The 21,983-nt window shown below is 45.0% G+C and carries 18 protein-coding genes; 4 read left to right on the top strand and 14 right to left on the bottom strand.

Going from position 1 to position 21,983, the window contains the following annotated elements:
• Positions 1–30: 30 nt before the first annotated feature.
• The 6 genes from hutH to F3J22_RS27285 form a co-directional block, all read right to left on the bottom strand.
• Positions 31–1,566 carry a histidine ammonia-lyase gene (hutH, locus tag F3J22_RS27310; RefSeq protein WP_167021152.1) on the bottom strand — a complete coding sequence of 512 codons (1,536 nt, stop codon included), beginning with the start codon at positions 1,564–1,566 and terminating at the stop codon, positions 31–33.
• Between the two features lie 146 nt (positions 1,567–1,712).
• On the bottom strand, positions 1,713–3,005 hold the full coding sequence (locus F3J22_RS27305) for a hemolysin family protein (protein ID WP_167021151.1): 1,293 nt from the start codon (positions 3,003–3,005) through the stop codon (positions 1,713–1,715).
• Positions 3,006–3,029: 24 nt separating this feature from the next.
• On the bottom strand, positions 3,030–3,764 hold the full coding sequence (locus F3J22_RS27300) for a ZIP family metal transporter (protein WP_167021150.1): 735 nt from the start codon (positions 3,762–3,764) through the stop codon (positions 3,030–3,032).
• Positions 3,761–4,345, bottom strand: a complete 585-nt coding sequence (locus F3J22_RS27295; RefSeq protein ID WP_167021149.1) for a phosphatase PAP2 family protein — start codon at positions 4,343–4,345, stop codon at positions 3,761–3,763. The genes F3J22_RS27300 and F3J22_RS27295 overlap by 4 nt, the downstream gene beginning before the upstream one ends.
• Positions 4,339–5,091 carry a bifunctional 2-polyprenyl-6-hydroxyphenol methylase/3-demethylubiquinol 3-O-methyltransferase UbiG gene (locus tag F3J22_RS27290; RefSeq protein WP_205195743.1) on the bottom strand — a complete coding sequence of 251 codons (753 nt, stop codon included), beginning with the start codon at positions 5,089–5,091 and terminating at the stop codon, positions 4,339–4,341. Before F3J22_RS27290 ends, F3J22_RS27295 begins: the two co-directional genes overlap by 7 nt.
• A gap of 2 nt (positions 5,092–5,093) precedes the next feature.
• Complete coding sequence (locus tag F3J22_RS27285; RefSeq protein WP_167021148.1) at positions 5,094–7,040, bottom strand: LTA synthase family protein; 1,947 nt, start codon at positions 7,038–7,040, stop codon at positions 5,094–5,096.
• A 245-nt stretch (positions 7,041–7,285) separates the two neighbouring features.
• On the opposite strand from F3J22_RS27285, the gene glmM reads away from it, so the two are divergent.
• Entirely contained in the window at positions 7,286–8,668 is a 1,383-nt protein-coding gene (glmM, locus tag F3J22_RS27280; RefSeq protein WP_167021147.1) for a phosphoglucosamine mutase, read from the top strand.
• A 423-nt stretch (positions 8,669–9,091) separates the two neighbouring features.
• Here the strand turns inward: glmM and F3J22_RS30430 are convergent, their stop codons facing one another.
• The 6 genes from F3J22_RS30430 to F3J22_RS27250 form a co-directional block, all read right to left on the bottom strand.
• Positions 9,092–9,370 carry an ORF6N domain-containing protein gene (locus tag F3J22_RS30430; protein WP_205195741.1) on the bottom strand — a complete coding sequence of 93 codons (279 nt, stop codon included), beginning with the start codon at positions 9,368–9,370 and terminating at the stop codon, positions 9,092–9,094.
• 279 nt (positions 9,371–9,649) lie between these two features.
• Positions 9,650–10,774, bottom strand: a complete 1,125-nt coding sequence (locus tag F3J22_RS27270; protein ID WP_167021146.1) for a cysteine desulfurase family protein — start codon at positions 10,772–10,774, stop codon at positions 9,650–9,652.
• 73 nt (positions 10,775–10,847) lie between these two features.
• On the bottom strand, positions 10,848–11,561 hold the full coding sequence (locus tag F3J22_RS27265; protein ID WP_167021145.1) for a LytTR family DNA-binding domain-containing protein: 714 nt from the start codon (positions 11,559–11,561) through the stop codon (positions 10,848–10,850).
• Positions 11,558–12,829: a sensor histidine kinase gene (locus F3J22_RS27260; protein WP_167021144.1), complete on the bottom strand. Its 1,272-nt coding sequence runs from the start codon at positions 12,827–12,829 to the stop codon at positions 11,558–11,560. Before F3J22_RS27260 ends, F3J22_RS27265 begins: the two co-directional genes overlap by 4 nt.
• 227 nt (positions 12,830–13,056) lie before the next feature.
• Positions 13,057–13,401 (bottom strand): DUF4907 domain-containing protein, encoded by a 345-nt coding sequence (locus F3J22_RS27255; protein ID WP_167021143.1) that lies wholly within the window; start codon positions 13,399–13,401, stop codon positions 13,057–13,059.
• On the bottom strand, positions 13,394–14,392 hold the full coding sequence (locus F3J22_RS27250) for a kelch repeat-containing protein (protein WP_167021142.1): 999 nt from the start codon (positions 14,390–14,392) through the stop codon (positions 13,394–13,396). The genes F3J22_RS27255 and F3J22_RS27250 overlap by 8 nt, the downstream gene beginning before the upstream one ends.
• Before the next feature lie 248 nt (positions 14,393–14,640).
• Between F3J22_RS27250 and F3J22_RS27245 the strand changes: the two genes are divergently transcribed.
• On the top strand, positions 14,641–15,975 hold the full coding sequence (locus tag F3J22_RS27245) for a DUF4270 family protein (RefSeq protein WP_167021141.1): 1,335 nt from the start codon (positions 14,641–14,643) through the stop codon (positions 15,973–15,975).
• Positions 15,976–16,069: 94 nt separating this feature from the next.
• Entirely contained in the window at positions 16,070–17,248 is a 1,179-nt protein-coding gene (locus F3J22_RS27240; RefSeq protein WP_167021140.1) for a hypothetical protein, read from the top strand.
• A 91-nt stretch (positions 17,249–17,339) separates the two neighbouring features.
• On the opposite strand, the gene F3J22_RS27235 is transcribed toward F3J22_RS27240, so the two are convergent.
• The gene (locus F3J22_RS27235; protein ID WP_167021139.1) at positions 17,340–18,701 is read right to left on the bottom strand and encodes a GH1 family beta-glucosidase; all 1,362 of its coding nucleotides are present in this window, start codon (positions 18,699–18,701) and stop codon (positions 17,340–17,342) included.
• A gap of 191 nt (positions 18,702–18,892) precedes the next feature.
• Here F3J22_RS27235 and F3J22_RS27230 point away from each other — a divergent pair, with 191 nt between their 5' ends.
• On the top strand, positions 18,893–19,930 hold the full coding sequence (locus F3J22_RS27230; protein ID WP_240155219.1) for a formylglycine-generating enzyme family protein: 1,038 nt from the start codon (positions 18,893–18,895) through the stop codon (positions 19,928–19,930).
• 394 nt (positions 19,931–20,324) lie between these two features.
• On the opposite strand, the gene F3J22_RS27225 is transcribed toward F3J22_RS27230, so the two are convergent.
• Complete coding sequence (locus F3J22_RS27225; protein ID WP_167021137.1) at positions 20,325–21,980, bottom strand: M56 family metallopeptidase; 1,656 nt, start codon at positions 21,978–21,980, stop codon at positions 20,325–20,327.
• Positions 21,981–21,983 lie beyond the last annotated feature (3 nt).

Genomic DNA, 21,983 nt, shown 5'->3' with positions numbered 1-21,983 from the left:
AGACTGTTTTCAATTATCAGGCCAGTCTGATTAAATCGTAACCGGCTGGTTTGTCAGCAGGTACTCCTTAATCTGCTGAAGGTCCTTATACCTTGGACTGTCTTCAATAAATTTAGGGAAAATAGCTCTCACATCCGTGTATATTTTGTGTGAGAACGCCGCCAGTCTATCCTGACAATTCAGGTAATCCACTGCCTGCAACATGGTCATCACCTGGATACTCAGCACTTCAAATGTATTGCTGATTACCTTGTTGGTCATCACCGCGGCATTGCAACCCATGCTCACAATATCCTGATTATCATTATTATTAGGAATACTATGAACATACATCGGGAAGGATAATGTCTGGTTTTCTGCTACGGTAGAGGTTGCTGTAAACTGCACACCCTGCATACCGAAATTCAGTCCCAGTTTACCCAGGTTCATGAACGGCGGGAACTTATGGTTCAGCTTTTCGTTCATGAGGTAATTGAGCTGACGCTCAGATAACATCGACAGTTTGGTGATGGCGATTTTAATTTTATCCATTTCCAGGGAGATGTAATCGCCGTGGAAATTACCACCATGGAATACGTTTTCTGCTTTGTGGTCTACCACCGGGTTGTCACTCACAGAGTTCAACTCACCAACAACAGTGGCTTCGGCCTGTTTCAGGGTGTCGTACACCGGCCCCAGGATCTGTGGTACACAGCGGAGGGAGTAGTATTCCTGTACTTTATCTTTAAAGATTTCCTGTTCGTGTTCTTTATAAAGATGATCAGGGCGATGGCGGACCATTTTGCTGCCCACCAGTACTTCACGCATGGTGGCGGCAATTTTGTTCTGTCCTTCGTGTTTCTTCACAATATTTAATTCTGAAGAGAGATGATCATCATATGCTTCCACGATTTCGTTGATCATGGCAGAAATGGTAGTAGCCCATGACAGCAGGCGTTTTGCTTCGATCAGGTTTACCAGACCGATACCCGTCATGGCAGATGTACCATTGATAATTGCCAGACCTTCTCTAACGTGAATGCCTATAGGTTTCAGCCCCAGTCGTGCGTAAACATCTGCCGTAGGCTGTAATTTATCTTCATACCATACTTCCCCTTCGCCGATCAGCACCAGTGCCAGGTGGGCCAGCTGTACGAGGTCGCCGGAGGCACCTACGCCACCGTGTTCAAACACGCAAGGGTATACGTTTTTATTAATCAGGTCCCTGAGCAGTTCCACTACTTCAGGGTGAATACCGGAATGTGCCTGCATAAAGCTGCTCAAACGCGCTATCATCAGCCCTTTGGTGTGCAATGGCGACATCAGCTTACCGGAACCGCTACTGTGGCTTCGGATCAGGTTATATTGCAACTGGAAAGTATCTTCATCAGATATCCGGTACTGTGCCATAGGCCCAAAACCGGTGTTAATTCCATATATCAGCTTCTTCGCAGAAAATTGACGGAGAAAGGTAAAACTGGCTTCCACTTGTTGTAAAGCCGCTGCATCCAATACCAGCTCTTCACCGCCATAAAGTACCCTGTAAACTTCTTCCAGGGACAGCGCCTTACTTCCTATTGCAACCATGGTTACTATTAAATTATATTAATTGTTTATGTAAAAAAGTGCTCAAAAATAGTATAAAGCTTCGTTTCTTCAAATATTTAGACCACTCCGTTCTATAAATACGGATAACTACGTTGGCGGTTTTTACGCATTTTAATGGGGGAAGCTCATCCTTCTTCTACAGTTTGCATAGGTGGTATCACCAGGACTTTATCAATACGGTGTGCATCCATATCCACAATCTCAAATGTAAAACCTCTCCAGGTGAATTTCTCGCCCGTCTTAGGAATATGTTCCTGATGATGGAGTATAAAACCTGCCAGGGTATCAAAATCCTGCTCAAATTCGTTCATCCAGTCCTCTTTATCAAATTCTGCCAGAAAATCATAGAAAGGAATCTGTGCATCCACCAGGTAGCTGCCATCTTCACGGAGTACCATATTATAGTCATCGTACTCTTCTGTTTCCGGCATATCCCCTACTATAGCTTCGAGAATGTCATTCAGCGTGATCATTCCCAGGAAGGTGCCATACTCATCTACGATAAAGGCAGCGTGAATATGGGTCTCCTTAAACTTCTCCAGCACCTGGTAAGCGGTATTGTTTTCAGGAACAAACAGTGGTTTCTTCATGATCTGCGCCAGTGGCAACGATTTGCCGCCAACAAGGTACAGATCCTTTATCGAGACCACCCCCTTCAGCAAATCCACGGCCCCATCGCAAACCGGGTAAACGGAATGCATACTGTCCTGGATTTTTTGCTGATAGGTACCGGCCACTTCGTTGATGTCGAGCCAGGTAATATCTGTTCTGTGGGTCATCAGCGAGGTAATATTTCTATCTCCCAGATGAAAAACCCTTTCAATGATTTCCTGCTCCGTTTCCTCTACGGCGCCGGAGTTGGTACCCTCATTGATAATAGCTTTTATCTCTTCCTCCGTTACATGCGTATCCCTGGGCTGTATGCTGAACAGCTTCACGATTACATTGGTAGAGGCACTTAATAACCAGATAAACGGAAAGGTAAGCCAGGAAAGAAACTGCATAGGCTTTGCCAGGCTTTTGGCGATAGATTCCGGCTTTGCGAGCCCCATTCTTTTGGGAACCAGTTCTCCAAATACAAGGGAAAAATAGGTGATCACCACCACGATCAGCGTAGTAGCAAGCCCGCTGCTATAGGGTTGTAACCTGGGGAATGTATTCAGCCAGGCCACCACATCTGTTTTGATGTTTTCTCCTGAATAAATACCGGTAAGAATACCAATAAGTGTGATGCCGATCTGGACAGTTGATAAAAACTTGTCCGGATTACCAGCCAGCTTCAATGCGGCTTTTGCTTTTTCATCCCCTTTATTTGCCTGGTTCTCTAACCTAACTTTTCGGGCCGAGACCATTGCGATTTCCGACATCGAGAAAATGCCATTGAGCAAAATGAGGATGAAGATTATGACGACTTCCATGATTTAAAGTCTAAAAATAATTAATTATTCAAATATAAGGGTAAGAAATGCCAGTCCCAGTCCAAGTGCTATTGCCAGTACTTTACGCTTGCTCAGCTCGTGGTGTTTGGTACCTGATTCGTAAAAAATTGTTGTTGAAATATGCAGAAATGCACCGATAACCAGGGCCACAAGATAGATCAGATAATGCGACACCATCGCTGATTTACTTCCCAGCCATCCGGCCAGGATGGCAGCCACAGGTGTCACCAATGCAAAGATGATCAATATCTGCCACAATTGTTTACGGCTTTTATGCGCATGCATCATCACGGTGATCAGCGTCATCGCTTCCGGGATCTTATGCGCAGCAACCCCAACCATCAGCGACGGCAGGGCAGACTGGTCTTCATAGGTGAAGCCCAGCGGGATACCTTCCATAAAGGCATGGATAGACAACCCCAGCAACAACGGCGTTACCGCTATATGGTGATGATGCGTTTCTGTCGGAATATGGCTGTGGCCATGTTCCATTCCGTGCGACAGCTGCTGCAGGAATACCTGCAGGAAGAAACCCAGTACAATATAGGCGCCGGCCATATGGCCCAGCTCATGATATACTTCCGGGAGCAGATGCATGATCGTTACTCCAAACAGGAAGGCGCCGGTAAATGCCAGCAGATAGATAGAAAAGTTGGCACTAACCCGCCGCACCGTCATCGGGATAATTCCGCCGGCGATCGTTGCAGCCAGTACCAGTATCAGATAGTTCCAGTTCATGTTGTCAGTTCAGGTTTCAGTTCCAGCTTTATACGGCGCTTGAAGAAGCTACCGCTCAGAAACCCGAAGAAAGCGCCCATCACGCCCCCACCGGTAACATCCAGGGGATAGTGAACACCTACATATACCTGGGCATAGCTGATCGCTGCTGCCCAAAGGAAAAATAACCAGGTATATCGGCCGAAAGATGATTTTAAAGTTAAGAAACAAAACATAGCCAGCGCAAAATGGTTGGCTGCGTGATTGGAAGTAAAGCTCCCGCTCCTCGGACAATACACCACCAAAACACGGGTATAGTGCGATACAATCGGGTCCCGGCAGGGCCGTAAACGCCCGATATATTCCTTCAGGAACAGACTTGCCTGGTCTGACACCCCGAATGTTATCAGGAAAAAAGCGATCCAGAAAAGCCCTTTCCAGCCATAGTTAATAGTAACAAACAAAGCCAGGAATAAATAGAGCGGCGCCCACATAAAAGGCTCCCGCAACATGGGCATGATCACATCCAACACGCCGTTATGCCACTGCCCGTTGATATGTAAAAATAACCTGAGATCGCCGCGAAGTAGTGATTCTAGCATGGCTGCGATTTTGTAGCGATGATGATCAGCCTCGGTGAACGCTGCGCATCATAGCTGTTAAAATGATAGTCCCCGAAAATTTCGGTTATTATTAAACCCTGATGGGCAAACATCTCTTCAAAATCTGTTCTGGTAAAAGCATTCACACTCTCTGTATATTGCAATCTCCTCAGCTTCTCCTTATCAAGTATATTAATTTCTTTCAGAAACTTCCTGTCCTTCAGCTCCCGGTGGATATCAAACACCACATTGTCCTTCTCCACCACTTCAGCTTTAACAAGATGTGCCGCCACATAGTTGCTGTTCAGGTAGTCCAGCACCAGCTTACCACCCGGCTTCAGGGCATTTTTCAGCGTACGCAACGCGTTGTCATTGTCGCGCTGGGTATCGAAATACCCGAAGCTGGTAAAGAAATTAAAGACTACATCAAAGTAATTTACCCGGAAAGGCAGGCGCATATCATGCTGAAAGAAGCTCAGATGACTGTTTTCCAACTTCTTAGCGGCGTTGATGCTCTCTGTGGACAGGTCGATACCGGTAACACAGTAGCCCTTGTCTGCCAGGTATTTCGCATGGCGGCCACGGCCACAGGCCACATCCAGCATTTCTGCATCCGGACCAGGCTGCAGGTAGGCAATGAGTTTGTCAATGAATGAAGCAGCCTCCTTTTCATCACGATTGCTGTACAGCAAATGATAATAGGGAGAATTAAACCAATCTTTAAACCATGACTTTTCTGCTTCCAAGACTATTGTTGTTTTTTATTATTGAACAGTAAATATCGTGTGCTTTCGTAATAGCCACGTGTTAAATTATTTAAATATTTCGCGGTATCACGATGCTCCGCTTCCACATTTTTGGTAGGATTTGCCTTCAGATCGTACAGGGAGGTAGTGCCTGTTTTAAGGTTTACCTCATACATATACTGATCGCCCACCATGGAATAATACGGCTGCTGATTACGCATATATTGGATATATACATATTTATCGTTTACCCTGGTGCTGTCGAACAGGTTCATTCCCAGTGTGTAATTGTTATATGGCATCCCCACCATACTAGCCACGGTAGGATATACATCCAGGAGGCTGCCTGGCGTGGTGATGACCTGTCCGCCGGGAATATGCTTAGGGCTGTACATAAACGAGGTGACATGCTCTCCTCCTGAACCCATTTCATACTCCGGTAGCGGCATAAAGCTGTACGGATTGAGGATACAATTATGATCGCCGAAAAAGAAGAAGATAGTATTATCCAGATAACCATCTTTTTTAGCCATATCGATGAGATGACCAACGTTATAATCCTCATAGCGGAGGGCATTGAACTGGTCTATAGACACAAAACCGGCGGTTTTGAATTTCTGCATATCGATATCCTTTTCTTCCAGCTTTTTGAAATCGCCGGCGCCATGGGTAGTGGTATACGGCGGGTGATTATCAGCCAGCTGCAGGAAGGCTACGAAAGGTTCTTTTTTATCATTGGTTTCTTTGAAAATCGAGCTGGCTTCTGTGATCAGGTCGTAGTCTGATACACCCCATACGTCAGCTTTGGGTGATTTATAATAGCCTTCTTCAAAGATTTTTACTCCTTCAACATTGTTGGTAAATACCGCGCGGATATTGGCCCAATTGGTATTTCCACCCAGCAGGTAGTATTTATTGTAACCTTTGAACTGGTCCATAATGATACGCTGGTCCAGCATTTTAGGGTGGCGGCTGGCGGTACGTACGGCAGTAACGTCCGGCAATCCGGTGGTAACGCCGAATACAGTCTTAGCAGTACTGACAGCAGGTACATAGAAGTTTTTGAAGAGGATACCGCCTTCGGATATACGTTTCATATTAGGCGTAGCCTGCATCGGGTTGCCATACATGCTGGTAGGCGCTGCCCCGGTGGATTCCAGCATTACCAGCACGATATTCAGTCTTGGTTTGGAGCTGTCGCCCGGGATACTACGCTTAAAGTTCAGTGTATTAACATCGGGATGATCTACACGGAGGTAGCTGGCAGTCGTCTCATAATATTTTTTAGTAGCCTGGATATCGAAGGTATCGCCATCTACATTGAGGTTGGAAACGAAATACAGGATTGGGTTGAGGCCAAGACTGGTGACGCCGTTATCGCGGGTAAACATGGCCTGGCTCCAGCGCAGCGGGAAGTAGGCAAAGTTGCCATAGATACCGCCGGCGGTAAGGAGGATGAGGGCGCTGGTCCATCCGATAAAGGAACCTTTGGAAAGGAGTTTTTCAGGTTGGGCCGCAAATTTTTTCCAGGTAGCCTTTTGTAGCCGTGTGATAAGGTACATGAATACAACCAGGCCCAGCACACCGCGTACAACAGGGTAGCTTTGCCATACCATGCGGGCATTGTCTGCACGTTCACCTTTTGCGAGGAATCGTAGTACGGAAGGGTCCAGGCGCATGCCCAGGTAATCGTAATGGCCAAGGTCAAGTATATATAATAATGTTAATCCCAGGTAGATGATAAACAGGTAGGTCATATTTACACGTCGTATAGCCCTGGACGTGAAATACTTATTTCTCCAGATCAGGGTCCCGAAAAGAATTGGGACGATCAGTATAAGGGTAAGACGCAGATCGAATTTAGAGCCAAGGTACCATGCTTTCTGAATGGCTGCCTTATCAGTGACGGTGGTCTTGAAAAAAAACAGGTAGAAAACTAACCTGAACATGACCATCAAAAGGAACAGGTAAAGCGTTTGAACAAACACATATCGAATATACCGGGGTATATTCTTCCAGAAGTTTTGCATGTAACGTATAGCCGTTTTTTAAAAAGCGTAGCTGCAAATATAGGTATTAGTTTGTTAGATAGAGAGCGGATAGACGATGTAAACCTGCCATTAGTCACAATTTACTAATTAGGAAATCTGGCATGGATTTTTTTATATTTGCCTTCCTTTAAAAACAGAATCTTGTGGCACTGATCAAATCGATATCCGGTATACGCGGAACCATAGGCGGCAGGCCCGGAGAGGGACTTTCTCCAGTTGATGTAGTAAAATTCACAGCGGCTTACGGCACCTGGCTAAGCAGGCATACTGACAACCGTAAGGTGGTAATCGGCCGTGATGGCCGAATCTCCGGTGAAATGGTGAAAAACCTGGTAGTTTCTACCCTGAATGCATTAGGTATTGACGTGGTAGACCTTGGTTTATCCACTACGCCAACTGTAGAAGTAGCAGTAACAATGGAAAAAGCTGCTGGTGGTATTATCCTCACCGCCAGCCATAACCCTAAAGAGTGGAACGCACTCAAACTCCTCAACAGCCAGGGTGAATTCATCTCCGGCGAAGACGGAGCACAGCTCCTGGAAATAGCTGCCAGTGAAGACTTCAACTTCGTTGATGTTACCAAATTAGGCACCTATACCCAGGACGACAGCTACCTTCAGAAACATATCGACCAGGTGGTAAACTATCCACTGGTAGATGTGGAAGCTATCAGAAACCGCAATTTCAAAGTGGTGGTAGATGCGGTGAATTCCACTGGCGCTATCTTTGTTCCTGCGCTGCTGAAAGCTTTAGGCGTAGAACAGGTAGATGTTCTTTTCGGGGAAGTAACCGGTAAATTCAGTCATAACCCTGAACCATTACCGGAAAACCTGACTGCACTTTCCAACGAAGTAAATAAAACCAAAGCGGATCTTGGTATTGCCGTAGATCCTGATGTAGATCGTCTGTGCTTTGTTTGCGAAGATGGTAGCATGTTTGGTGAAGAATACACGCTGGTAGCAGTAGCTGATTACATACTCAGTAAACGTAAAGGCAATACCGTTTCCAACCTTTCTTCTACCCGTGCACTGAAGGATGTCACCCTGAAACATGGCGGCACCTACGCTCCTTCTGCTGTTGGAGAAGTAAACGTAGTAAAGAAAATGAAAGAAGTGAATGCGGTAATCGGTGGTGAAGGTAACGGTGGCATCATCGTTCCTGATACACATTATGGCCGTGATGCACTGATCGGTATTGGTCTGTTCCTCACCCACCTGGCAAACAGCGGCAAGAGCATCAAAGCGCTTCGCAACAGCTACCCGGACTATTTTATCTCTAAAAATAAAATTGAACTGGACAAAGGTGTAGACGTTCAAACTATCTTCGAAAAAATTAAAGGCAAATACAAAAATCAGCCTATTAATACAGAAGATGGTCTGAAAATCGAGTTCGAAACAGACTGGGTACATCTCCGTACTTCCAATACTGAGCCTATTATCCGTATTTATGCAGAGTCTCAGAATGAAACTACTGCTGATAATATTGCGAAAAGGATTATGCAGGATATTAAAGAATTCATGCATTAATCGTTTGGTGTTATGTTATTGAAAAAGGAGCTGCGATGCAGCTCCTTTTTTATTGGGTAGGGGTGATATCGAACTAACATTTAAAGGCAAAAACAATTGATATTCAATAAATAGCAAGTGGTATCGCAAATTGCGATACCACTTGCTATTTATTAATCATTATCTGATTCATAACGCGTAAACCCAATTGGTTCTCGTGCATTATCACTTGACGGATTGATTAACTTCTTAAGGTATTCAAAAATCAGATTTATTTCTGTGTCATGATTTACTGATTTTCTCTCCAATTGTTCAAGTTTTAACAGAACATCTTTATGAGTCGAAAGCATTTCACGCATTTTTACGAAAATTTCGATCAATCGGATACTAACCTGAATAGCTCGATTACTTCTTAATACATTAGCCAGCATCAGGACTCCATGCTCAGTAAAAAACATATGGATTATGCCCCCCCATATGGCTTTTAGATGGTATCGCAAATTGCGATACCATAGTATCTACTTCTTCTACTGTTAATTGCAGCATAAAGTTTTCTGGAAAACGTTCCAAATTACGCTTTACCTGTTCTCTTAATCTTATGGGTTTTACATCAAAAAGGCCGGCCAAATCACGGTCCAGCATTACCTTATGCCCCCTGATGTAGAATATCTTACTAATTAATACCTCATCTGAAAATAATAATTCTTCATTCTTCTGTTGCATAAATAAGTTATAGTTAAAACAGACAATAGATTTTCCTCAATGGGGGCCATAAACAGTGTTTTCGCATAGCCCTGTATTTATTTAGAGAAAGGAAATCCCTATTAAAATAGTACTAAAAAAAATTAATTTTTTACTCAAAAGGCCCGACTGCAATGCAGTCGGGCCTTTCAGTAAAATTATATCTTCCATCGCATCGGAAATATAATCCGTAAACCTTACAGACTTACCATAGTTTAGTTGGAAAAAATACTCCCGGGGTACGGGAGCATTTCTTTATAATCAGATTAATTCTTTCAGTTTGGCGATAACGGTATCAACTTCTGCTTTGGTATTATTTTTAGAGAAGGAGAAACGTACGGCGATCTGGTTAGGATTGCTGCTGATAGAGCGGATTACGTGGGAACCTGCGTCAGCACCGGAAGTACAGGCACTACCGCCGGAGGCGCAGATACCGTTGATGTCCAGGTTGAAGAGGATCATTTCGCTTTTCTCCGTTTTAGGGAAAGAAGCATTCAGTACGGTGTACAGGCTGCGTCCGTAGAGGTCACCATTGAAGGTAACGCCCGGAATCTGCTGCTGCAGCTGTTCTGCCATGTACATACGTACGTCGTTGATATGTTTGCTATGCTCTTCGTAGTGAGCAGTAGCCAGTTCCAGTGCTTTTGCGAAACCGATGATGCCGTACAGGTTTTCGGTACCTGCGCGCATGTTACGTTCCTGGCTGCCACCCTGGATGAAAGGCTTAATTTTCACGTTTTCGTTGATGTAAAGGATACCAACACCTTTAGGACCGTGGAATTTGTGACCTGCACCGGTGATAAAGTGAACCGGTGTGTTACGCAGATCAAACGGATAGTGACCTACGGTTTGAACGGTGTCGGAATGGAAGATAGCATCAAACTCTTTGCACAGTGCGCCTACAGCCTGGATATCAAGCAGGTTACCAATTTCGTTGTTGGCATGCATTAAAGTAACCAGTGATCTTTCCTTGGAACCGGCCAGCAGTTCGCGCAGATTTTCCAGGTCGATATGACCGTCTGGCAGCAATTTTACGAAAGAGAGTGCAACACCGTCGTGGTGCAGGTGCTCTACCGTATGCAATGTAGCGTGGTGTTCGATCGGAGAGGAAATGATGTGTTTACATCCCAGATCTTTAATCGCTGCATTGATAGCAGTGTTGCTGGCTTCAGTACCACCGGAGGTAAAGAAGATTTCGCCCGGATGAGCATTCAGCGTTTTTGCTACGGATTTACGTGCATTCTCAATACCCAATCTGGATTCTCTACCATAGGAATAGATGGAAGACGGGTTTCCGAATTTTTCGGTCATGTAAGGCAGCATAGCTTCCAGCACTGCCGGATCAAGCGACGTGGTAGCCGCGTTGTCAAAATATATTCTTTCCAATGCGATGGTTTTTGACTAAAAGAATAATAATGGTGGTTCAAAAAACACGGCAAAGTTCCGAAAAAAATATGAATTAAGAATTTTTGTTAATGACATCATAAAACCGGTCGCGGTAGCCATCAGAGATAGGTATGGACTGGTTGGCGATCATCACCGTATTTTTCTCAACAGAATTTATTTTATTGAGCGAAACCAGGTATGAGCGGTGAACACGGATGAATTTATCCGCCGGGAGCCTGGTTTCAAAGGATTTCAGACTGCGCAGGGTAAGCACAGGCTGCACTTGAGTATAGATCTTCGTATAGTCTTTCAGTGCTTCGATGAAGAGGATATCCTCCAGATTGATTTTAATGATTTTATATTCAGTTTTGATGAATATATAGTCATTGAGCCATGCTGCTTCGGCCACTGGCGTAGATTTCTGCTGATTGGCAGCCATCAGTTCACGGGCTTTGGCAGCAGCTTTCAGGAAACGCTCAAATGGAACGGGTTTCAGGAGATAGTCGACCACGTCCAGTTCGAAGCCATCCAGGGCATACTCACCGTAGGCTGTGGTAAACACCACCATTGGCGGGTGTTTGAGGGATTTGAGAAACTGAATACCTGTAATATCCGGCATCTTGATATCCAGAAAAACCAGGTCCACAGGTTCATCCTGCAAATAACGCAGGGCGGTTGCTGCATTTTCAAATTTACCTTCCAGTGACAAAAACGGTACACGACGGATATAATCCTCAATGATCTCCAGCGCTAATGGCTCGTCGTCGACTGCAATACACTTAATCATTTTTTCAGCAACAATTTAAGATCAACAATAAATAAATTTCCATTATCCTGGATATCCAGGGTATGGTCATCCGGATATAATAACTCCAGTCTTTTCTCTACATTCTGCAAACCAATTCCTCCCCTTTCCGCCACTCTTTCCTTGAAATGGCTGTTTGTAACAATAAGTCGGATCATATTTTCAGCAATAGCAATATCTATATTTATAAAAGAGTCTTCGGCATAGCTAATACCGTGTTTAAATGCATTCTCCACAAAAGGCACCAATAGCATAGGTTCTATCAGGAGTTTTTCCGGGTCTCCGGTAATATCATATACTATATTTATATCTTTTGGTAGTCTTAAACGCTGAATATCAATGTAATCTGCCAGATATTTCAGTTCATGTTCCAATAAGACCTTCGCTTCATTTGATTCATAGATCATGTACCGCATGATGGTCGAAAGCTTCAGGATGGCGTGTTCTGTCTGATCAGACCGCTTATGTGCCAGCGAATAGATGGTGTTTAGACAGTTAAAAAGGAAGTGAGGATTAATCTGCGACTTTAAAAATTTTAATTCAGCGTTTAATTTCTCTACTTTCAGCTCCTCCCGCTGCTTTTCGCTTTTGAACCATTCCTGTGCAATCTTTATAAAACCGCTCATAAACAACATGAGCAGGGCAAAAAATCCTGATCTTCTTAAAACTTCCGGGAAAAGCAAAAATTCCCAGAAAGAGGGGCGAATCCCCATTTCCATCATCCGGAACCGCCTTGGAACCGGGAAATTCATACTATCAGGAGCGGCAGCATTCAATTGAGGCACTCCTTCATCGGGCATGGCGGTCAGTGGTTGCATAGGCTGCGGCCCTGGCCCGGGGGGAAGGTTATCCCTGAACTTAAACGAACCAGGTTGAGCAATAGTTACGCCTGGCTTATGAATTTTTTTATCCATCCGCAGTGCAATGCCCGGACGGCTGAACCGGCTTCCCAGCATGTAGTAGTCTAAGGCTACCTGCTGTACCGTGATAAATACAATCAGTAAGATGATATAGCTCAGGTATACCGCGATTTTTTTCTGGTTGAAGAACCTGGGTATCAGCACGTAGATATTCAGGTAGAATAATCCGATAAGGATCAGGTTATCAATGAGTTCTTTCAGAAAAAAACCGGTGTGCAGGATCTGTATTCTGTAGATAAAAAATGGCAGAAACAGGAAGCAGGCCCACCCTAAAACGTGCAGGCTGATAATAAACGGACGATACCTAATGAGCTGTTTGAAATTTGGCATTCTTGATTTTGATCCAACGAACTTAGTACAGATAGGATTATTCTTGTGTTAAAATGTGTTAACCGAGTACAAGGAAAAAGTTAAAATAGAATTTCCAATTAAAATTTTCTTAAAGAAACCTTAAAATCAGCCTAAACAATGGGGTATATCTGCAGACCCTGCTATAAAGCATATAGCCCCTGTACGTGATGTACAGAGGCATATACCTTTATTTTTAAAGAGAAATATTAAAATTGAACGTGCAATTCTTTTAGTTCTGCTTCGCTGATAGAAGGGATTTTGTGACTGGTTAATTTATTCATCACCACATTACCCACTTTTACAGCGTCATCTTTGGATTGGAAAGCCTGGTTTCCGGGGATTCCAGGGATTATATCCTGATTGATATAAGTTTTCCCGTCCACATTCACCTTGTAGCCCCATCCTCCATGTGCCTGGAAAGGAACTACTTCCACGGCCAGCATATCACCGGGCTTTGTTTCAGGCTGGTGGTGGCTTTTGAAACGCCATGCCACAGCGGCAATCAGCACAATAAAGCTGGCAATGAAGAGGTAATTACGTTTATCAGTCATTTGCATTGTATTCAGCAGTTGGATCGAATTCTCTCATATCATCAAATGGCTGGCTGGCACTGGTACCCAGTACAACGAAGCCGCGATCTTTCACCGTGAAGCCGGTAGCATAGTTACGGGCAGCACCTTCGAAATCTGTTTTCTGTATCCACAGATCAGTGGTTGGGTCATATTCCCAGCAAGCGGTAGACAGACCTGTTTTAGTACCACAAGCGATATAACCTTTACCTTTCATTGCGAAAGATGCAGCAGCATAACCAGCGAAGTTATAAGCGTCATCGTAAGGCTGATCAGAAGTATTGGCGATATCACGGAGCTGTGTCCAGGATTTGGCATCAGCGTCGTAAGCGTAGAAATCAACTACGTTCTGTCCGTTGGCAACACCCATACAAACATATGCCTTGTTACCGATTACGAATACAGAGGCATCTGTTCTTTTTCCGGAGTTGATAGACTGCTGTTGAGCCCAGGTATCAGTTGTAGGGTCGTACATCCAGTTGTCTTTCAACCAGCTACCGTCATAACCTGTAGCGATGTAACCCTGATCTTTCAGTGCGAAACCTACAGCGCCATAGCGTGCAGTTCCACCAAAGTCAGCCTTACGGGCCCAGGTGTTAGCAGTTGGATTGTACTGATAAAAATCCTGTAATTTATTGAGACCGTCATAACCAACGCCAACATAACCCATACCGGCAGCCGCGAAGCCACTTGCATTGTTACGTCCTACGCCAGGAAATACAGCTTTCTGAGTCCATTGGTTTTGATCTACATCATATACCCAAAAGTCCTGAAGCCTGTTAGTACCATCATAACCGGTACCAACATATGCCTTATTATCAATCACAAATGATGCAGCAGCACTTCTTGCCACCCCTTCAAATTCAGAACGCTTGATCCAGTTACCCAACTTAGAAGTAGAGGTACTATCCTTGGAGCAGGAAGCCACCATCGAGGCGATCAATAATAAACTATAACTTTTGAAATTACGCATTTGCATGTTCTTTTTAACTGGGCCAAAATTATCCGCAGTAACATTCCGTCAAACAGGAAATAGATACTTAGGGCTTTTTACAGGACAAACACCCGGTTTTTATCTGCCAGTAGTAATCTTTGGCGCTATTCCTCCCGCAGTGGCGCTATTGGCGGCACATGGAACGGATCGTACTATTCGTCGACAGATTTAGCCTGTTGGCATATTAAATCGCGCGTAAGTATTGATCCTGTCTAAAATTGCGCACTATGAACATTACTTTGTATCATTTAATTGCAAAGCGGTTGCGCTCCGGATTGCTGAGATTTGTACCTGCTCTGTTACTGATGGCGGCCTTTTCCTCTTGTCAGAAAACAGGGTTCACCTACGATAATATCATCGACACAAATCAAAATACTGACTATATCTTAACCGATACGCTGACTGTATCGATGAAGAACATCCAGTACGATTCTGTACCTACTTCAGGCGCAGGAAACCTGCTCATCGGTAAAAATACCGACCCGCTGTTCGGAACCATCACCACAGGTTCTTACTTTCAGATCGCTCAACCTGTCAGCTTCGATATCCCTGAATATGGAGCTGCATACGATTCACTCCGCCTCATTATGACGCCTAACGGCTACGTGGCAGGTGATACTACCATCAAACAGGATTTCCGTATTTACCGCGTGCTCCAAACAATTCAGCCAGCGGTCAATATCTCCTACATATATAATAACAATACCTTCCAGACGGAAACCACCCCTCTCGGTTCATTTACGGGCACAATTCGTCCAAATGTCGATAACCAGATACGTGTTTCTATGTCTGACGCCCTCGGCGGACAACTGTTCGAAATGATGCGTACCAAAAGTGCCGACATTTCCCAGTCAAATACCTGGCTGGAATTCTTCAAAGGCCTCAATATCTCCGGTGGCCCTATGAGCCAGTCGGTAGCCGGTTACAGAGCAGTAGACAGTTCCCTCTACATGCGCCTGTACTACCATACCAATGAGCTGATTACCACGGTAAAATATGTAGACTTTAAAATGACCGGCAGCTCCGTTCAGTTTAATAATATCGCCTATAACAGAAGCGGTACTGCCATCGCCGGGTTAAGTCCGACCCAGCGTGAACTGCCTACTTCCGCTACTAACAATACCGCCTATATGCAGCCAAGTACAGGTGTATCTGCCAGACTGGATATTCCTTACCTGAAAAACCTCCTCCAGCTGGGGACCTACTTCTCGCTGCAAAAGGTTATACTGACGGTGGAACCAATTAAAGGTAGTTACAGTGTATATCGCCTGCCGCCAAGACTCGCCCTTTGCGAAATGGACCAGACCAATACCGTTACCGACACCCTCGCGTATGGTAACCTGGTATTAGATAATATGTTTAACGAACATACCTACTATAATTACGATATCACTTCCTATTGCCAGAAGGAACTGACCGCTACTTCTTATACCACCCGTGGACTTGCCCTTACACCTAGTTCAGGAGATGCTAAATCATCCCTTGACAGGCTGGTAATCGGGGACCAGAAGAACCCAACCAATAAGGTTAAGCTATCAGTTTACTATTTAATTTATAAATAGGTCGTTGAGATTATCAGTAGATATTTTTTATAGCAAATTCATCATGCAATTAAAGAAACTAAACATTTTTTGGCTGTTCCTGCTTTTCGCAAATGTGACAAAAGCTCAGCATGGACTCAATTCCATCTATTCTGCTTTTGGCATCGGCGACCTGGAAACAAGGGACTACAGTCGTAATTTTGGTATGGGAAGCAGTGGTATCGGTTATCGCCCGCTGGGTTATCTCAATGAGCAAAACCCCGCCTCTTACAGCGGCCTTCCTCAGATGAACTTCATGATGGATGTTTCTATCCGTGGGCAATATATCACCTACCAGGGCAATAATATCTCCCAGAATGCCGGCGATCTGAACTTCAAACGCCTGGCTGTCGGGTTCAAAGCTGCCAAATGGTGGGGTGTCAGTGCAGGTGTTACGCCATTCAGCACCATCGATTATAAAATCCTGAGTAAACAATATATCACCGGTACCGGCCAGGCCGTACAGGGCGTGATGACAGGAACCGGAGGTCTTAACAGAGCGTATATCTCCAATGGTTTCTCCATCAACAAAAACTTCTCTGTAGGGGTTTCTACCGCTTTCCTGTTCGGACCAAAGGAAATTTCCCAGACCATGGGCTCCGACTCCATTGTAACGCAGAACAATTCCTATACTTTCAAACCTAACTTCACCGCAGGTGCACAATACAGTGCCAAGCTTTCCAAAGTCTGGACACTGGGCCTCGGTGCTACCTATCGTTTCGAAAGTAAGATGAAGCTGCAAAACAAGGTGAACATTGTCAACCAGGATGCTACGATTTTATTCACGCAGGATGAGACATCTACCTACTTCACCCTGCCAACGGAATTTGGTGGTGGTTTGTCCCTCTCCAATGGGAAAATCACCTGGCTGGCCGATTACCGCCACCAGAAATGGAATGGGCTGAATGACAAAGGTACCGGCTATTACTACCAGGATGGTGAGCGCTATTCTACCGGTATCGAATATGCACTGCAGAAAAAATATTACAACCGTACCTATGAAGGCATGACCTTCCAGGCTGGTTTTTCCTATACGAAATCGCCGCTGGTGATCAACAATACTGCTGTCAGCGACAAATCCGGTACAGCGGGTGTTTCCCTGCCAAGCAAAAACGGTCAGCTGCGTTACTATATTGGTGTAGAAGTGGGTCAGCGTGGTACGAATGCCAACGGCCTGATTAAAGAGAATTACGTGAATGCTGTATTTAACTTCAGCTTACGTGATATCTGGTTCCTGAAACGCAAAGAATTATAGTAATAAGAAAGATATTATAAAAACGTCTCTACTAAGTAGAGACGTTTTTTTTTGTTGTAGTATGTAGGTTTAGGGAGATGATAACCGTGCATTAATCTGCGTTGAGCAAGGATTTGAACCAGTAGCCGGAGTCTTTGATAATACGTTGCTGTGTTTCAAAGTTGACATATACCAGTCCGAACCTGGCGCGGTAGCCTTCTGCCCATTCGAAGTTGTCGGTGAGGGTCCAGGCGAAGTATCCATCAACGGGAATACCTTCTCTTCTGGCGGCCAGCACGGCGCCTAAATATTCCCGGAAGTAGTTCACGCGTTCGGTGTCATGAACGCCACCGTCTTCGTGGAGGGTATCTGGGAAGGAGGCCCCTCCTTCTGTTACAATAATTTTTTTGACGCCCTTATAGGCGGAAAACTGTTTCAGGACCTCATAGAGGCCATGGCCGCTGATTTCCCATCCCAGGCCGGTTACGGGCACATTCCGGGATTTGGGTTTCACCTCCGCCATCTTCAGCAAAGGCATAAAGGCGTTATATTTTACAACCAGCGGGAAATAATTCTGTATGCCGATAAAATCGAAATCGAAAGCCATATTATCCCAGTCGCGCCACAGTGAATAGCGGCGAACGATCTTCTTCAACAATGGAAAGTCATCCACCGGATATCCCATACCCAGCGCCGGTTCTATAAACATTCGGTTAAAAAGTGCATCCGCACGTTTTGCAGCCCATATATCCGCCTTACTTTGCGTATAGGGGATAATCTGTGAGCAGGAGAAAGTTGTGCCAATATTGGCCTCCGGAAGCTCTTCCCTGATGACACGTGCCGCTCCCGACTGGGCCAGCACCGTATGGTGTACAGCAGGAAGGAAATACGAAAGCCCGAATTTCCCTGGTGCATGGACGCCGAGCATATAGCCGAGCGCGGTATAACCGAAAGGCTCATTCAGCACGATCCAGTTTCTTACCTTACCACCATATTCCCGTATACAGATACGGGTGAATTCTTCAAAGGCAAACACCACTCCCCTGTGGCACCAGCCGCCTTTATGTTCCAGTGCCTGTGGCAGGTCCCAGTGGTATAGCGTGATATAAGGTTCCAGTCCGAGTTCCAGGCAGGCATCAATTACTTTATGGTAGAAGGCTACGCCGGCCGGATTGATTTCCCCGGTGCCTTTAGGCAGTATTCTAGCCCAGGCGATAGAGAAACGGAATACGGAGAAGCCGAGAATTTTGGCTAGCAGGATATCTTGCAGGAAACGGTTGTAGAAGTCGGTGGCTACCTGTGCATGGCTACGGTCTTTAATCTTTCCTTTGCGGGCAGAAAAAGTATCCCAGATAGAAAGCCCCTTGCCATCCTGTAGAAAGGCACCTTCATTTTGAAAAGCGGATATAGTTACCCCCCATAAGAAATCGTCGCCGAAGTCTTGCTGCGTAAAGGGTATGGCGGATTGTTGCATATGCCAACAAATATGGCAGCTGGTATAGGCTGCCGGGAAATCAAATGCAGTTTACAACTCTTTAGCTAAATTAATAATTATGAAATTGTTAACCACCCACCATAAAAAAGTAAAAAGCCCTTTTCATTATTATTATTTTTGAAGGGAGATAAAATCATCACTAACAGTTTATTATGGGTATATCACCACGAATGCTAACTATACTGCTCATGGCGGGAACTGCAGCTGCCAGCAGCTGTGGCGAAGCAGGAAAGCAACCGGCCGGGCAACCGGCAACGTTCGTATCGCCGGATACATTGAATAAAATGGTGCTGATTCCTGGCGGCACATTCGCCATGGGCGCGGATGACAATACCGGCTCGCCGGATGAATATCCGAAACATAACGTAAAACTAGACAGTTTTTATATAGATGAACATGAGGTAACCAATGCTGAATTTGCTGTATTTGTTGCCCAAACCGGCTATGTAACCACAGCGGAAAAGCCTATCTCTAAAGAAGAACTGATGAAGAGCCTGCCTCCCGGTGCACCGGAACCCGACAGCAGTATGCTGGCTCCCGGAGCGCTGGTATTTACCCCGCCAGACCATGCAGTACCACTGAATGATGTTTCTCAATGGTGGAGCTTTGTTGCCGGCGCCGACTGGCAACACCCGGAAGGCCCGGGCAGTGATATCAAAGGGCGTGAAAACCATCCTGTCACCCAGGTATCCTGGGACGATGCCGAGGCTTTTGCAAAATGGGCCGGCAAGCGGTTGCCTACGGAAGCTGAATGGGAGTTTGCTGCCAGAGGAGGATTAACGGGGCAGTTATACCCCTGGGGGAATGAAGCCCTGACCAGCGGTAAGCCTAAAGCCAATACCTGGAATGGTAACTTCCCTTATAAAAATACCAATACCGATGGCTTTACAGGTACGGCACCTATAAAATCGTATAGTCCTAATGGTTATGGCCTGTACGATATGTCCGGTAACGTATGGGAATGGGTGGGCGACCTGTATAATGCAAACTATTATGGCAAGGAAGGGCAGCTGGCGGTGAATCCCAAAGGGCCTGCCGAGGCTTTTGATCCGGAGGAGCCAGGAATGGTGAAGCATACCATCCGTGGCGGCTCTTATATGTGCAGCGATGAATATTGCCGGGGATACCGTGTAAGTGCCCGGATGAAAACAACGCCGGAATCGGGTCTGGCTAATTTAGGATTTCGTTGTGCGAGGTCAGTAAAATAGGCGTCTTCAGCGCTTTTCTTTGCTCGTCTCTACTGAGTAGAGACGGCATAAGGAGCAAAGCGCGCAAAGAAAGACCTTGGGGTTCCGCAGTCAGGCAGCGGCAAAGACCAGTGGTTTGTTTTTGCAAGCATAGATGTGGCATAAGGAGCAAAGGAGCATAAGGCTTATGCTTTGTTGTTAACCTGTAAGTAGCGTATTTAAAATAAAGGTGCAGTAGATACTGCCCTACAACATCTTCAGAGACTGAAGGCCGCCTAAATCTTATAAAGCGGCCTTACTGTTTTGCTTTAGAATGACGTTATTATGTGGAGGGTATCATGTTGCATGATACCCTTTATTAATGTTAATGAATGGTATTCAGCGATGAATAGCGTGTAATTAAAGGTGTTACTACTTATTGTTTACTGCGGGTGCTTTCTGTTTTTGAAGTAATTATGATCACTCCATTTTTTCCTGCATTGCCGTATGCGTCGGTAGCGGATTTCCCTTTGAGTACACTCATGCTGGCTATACCTTCGGGATCAATATATTCCAGGGAAGCATAAGAAACTATCTGGCCATCGTATACAATCAATGGTTGTGCTCCATTGGCTGTACCACGAAGCTTTATGGAAGTTTTGGGTTCTTTTGCATTATCCGTAGTGGTAACTGCGGTGATGGAAGTGGCGTCACTGTTAGTGTTTACACCATTCATATACCCGGTAACTACTACTGTTTTTGTTGTTCCTGCCTGGGTGCCCGGTTCAACACGGATACCGGCAACCTTGCCTGTAAGGGTTACAGCTGTAGGATCTGTTGCTGTTGCTGTTGCTTTTACTTCCGTTACCTGCTCATTTGGTTTATGAGCGATAAAGACAGCATTACCTTTCATTACCATTTTTTCAGATGGTGAGATAACTGCAATTGCTTTATCATCTGATTTATTAAAGTTAGCCGGGAGCTCAATGGTAACATTTTTCAGGTGTTTGGTTTTATCGTCTGAATCGAGTTTGAGCACTACCTCTTCAGCTTCACCGGTTACTTTTACCGGTTCTTCCGATACAGGAACAGCTTTAGCATTTGCAGGAATTGCTTTTGCATTCGAAGGCGTCGCTTTTGCTGTTGTGACTTCCTTTACAGGCGCAGGATCTACTGCCACTTTTTTAGGTGCAGTGGTATCTTCAACCGGCAGGATATGCAGGGGAGCTACTATGGCAGCTGCTTTACTGTAATTCAGGGATAATACGATACCTCCAACCATTGCTCCCAGGATTACATAACGAAGCATGTTGAATGTTGATGATCTTTTTTTGTTCATCATCATGATTCTGTTTTTTAAGTGTGAGAAATTGAAATTGTTTGCGATGGCCGTCGCATAAGGGATCCCACTTATTTTTAACAGGTTGTACTGATAGCTTTTTTTATCGATGCCCTGACGGATCAGGTATCTGTCTGTAATGAATTCCAGGTTTTCCCGGATGGCAGATCTCATCAGCCATGCACCAGGATTGAACCAGTAGAAAATATGGTTGATCTCTCCCAAAACCACATCTATACTATGCCACTGGCGTACATGGACCTGCTCATGATTTAAAATCTCCTGCAGTTCCTGCGGCTGATGCAGTGTGGGGTTGATATAAATATTCCGGAAGAAGGAGAACGGATTGACCGCTTTATTCAGCAACTTCACCTGGGTACCATCAATTTCTCCGTTTACCGCGGATTTATGGATGCGCCACATTGAAAAACTCTGTATCAGCATACGTACCAGCATCACCATCACACCTGCCCAGAAAATATAAACCAGGATATTCCAGTAGTTGAACTGTTGCTGATGCAACTGACTGAAATCGGGTACATAGGTAAGCACCTGCCCTATTTCTTCATGACGAGCTACAAAGGGATTGATATCCACCAACGGAAATGCGCTGGAGATAACGATTCCCATCAACAGGAAAATCCTGTTCAATGTGTAGAATGTCAGCCGGCGAAGGCCCAGCCTGTAGGCCAGGAAAACCAATGCCAGTGCGATGTTGGCTTTAAGAAGATATATCAGTACTGCTGGTATCATAAA

The sequence above is a fragment of the Chitinophaga sp. Cy-1792 genome, from assembly GCF_011752935.1.
Classification (GTDB): domain Bacteria; phylum Bacteroidota; class Bacteroidia; order Chitinophagales; family Chitinophagaceae; genus Chitinophaga.
Note: the sequence above shows the minus strand (reverse complement) of the source record. Positions and strands in the feature narration are given on the sequence as shown.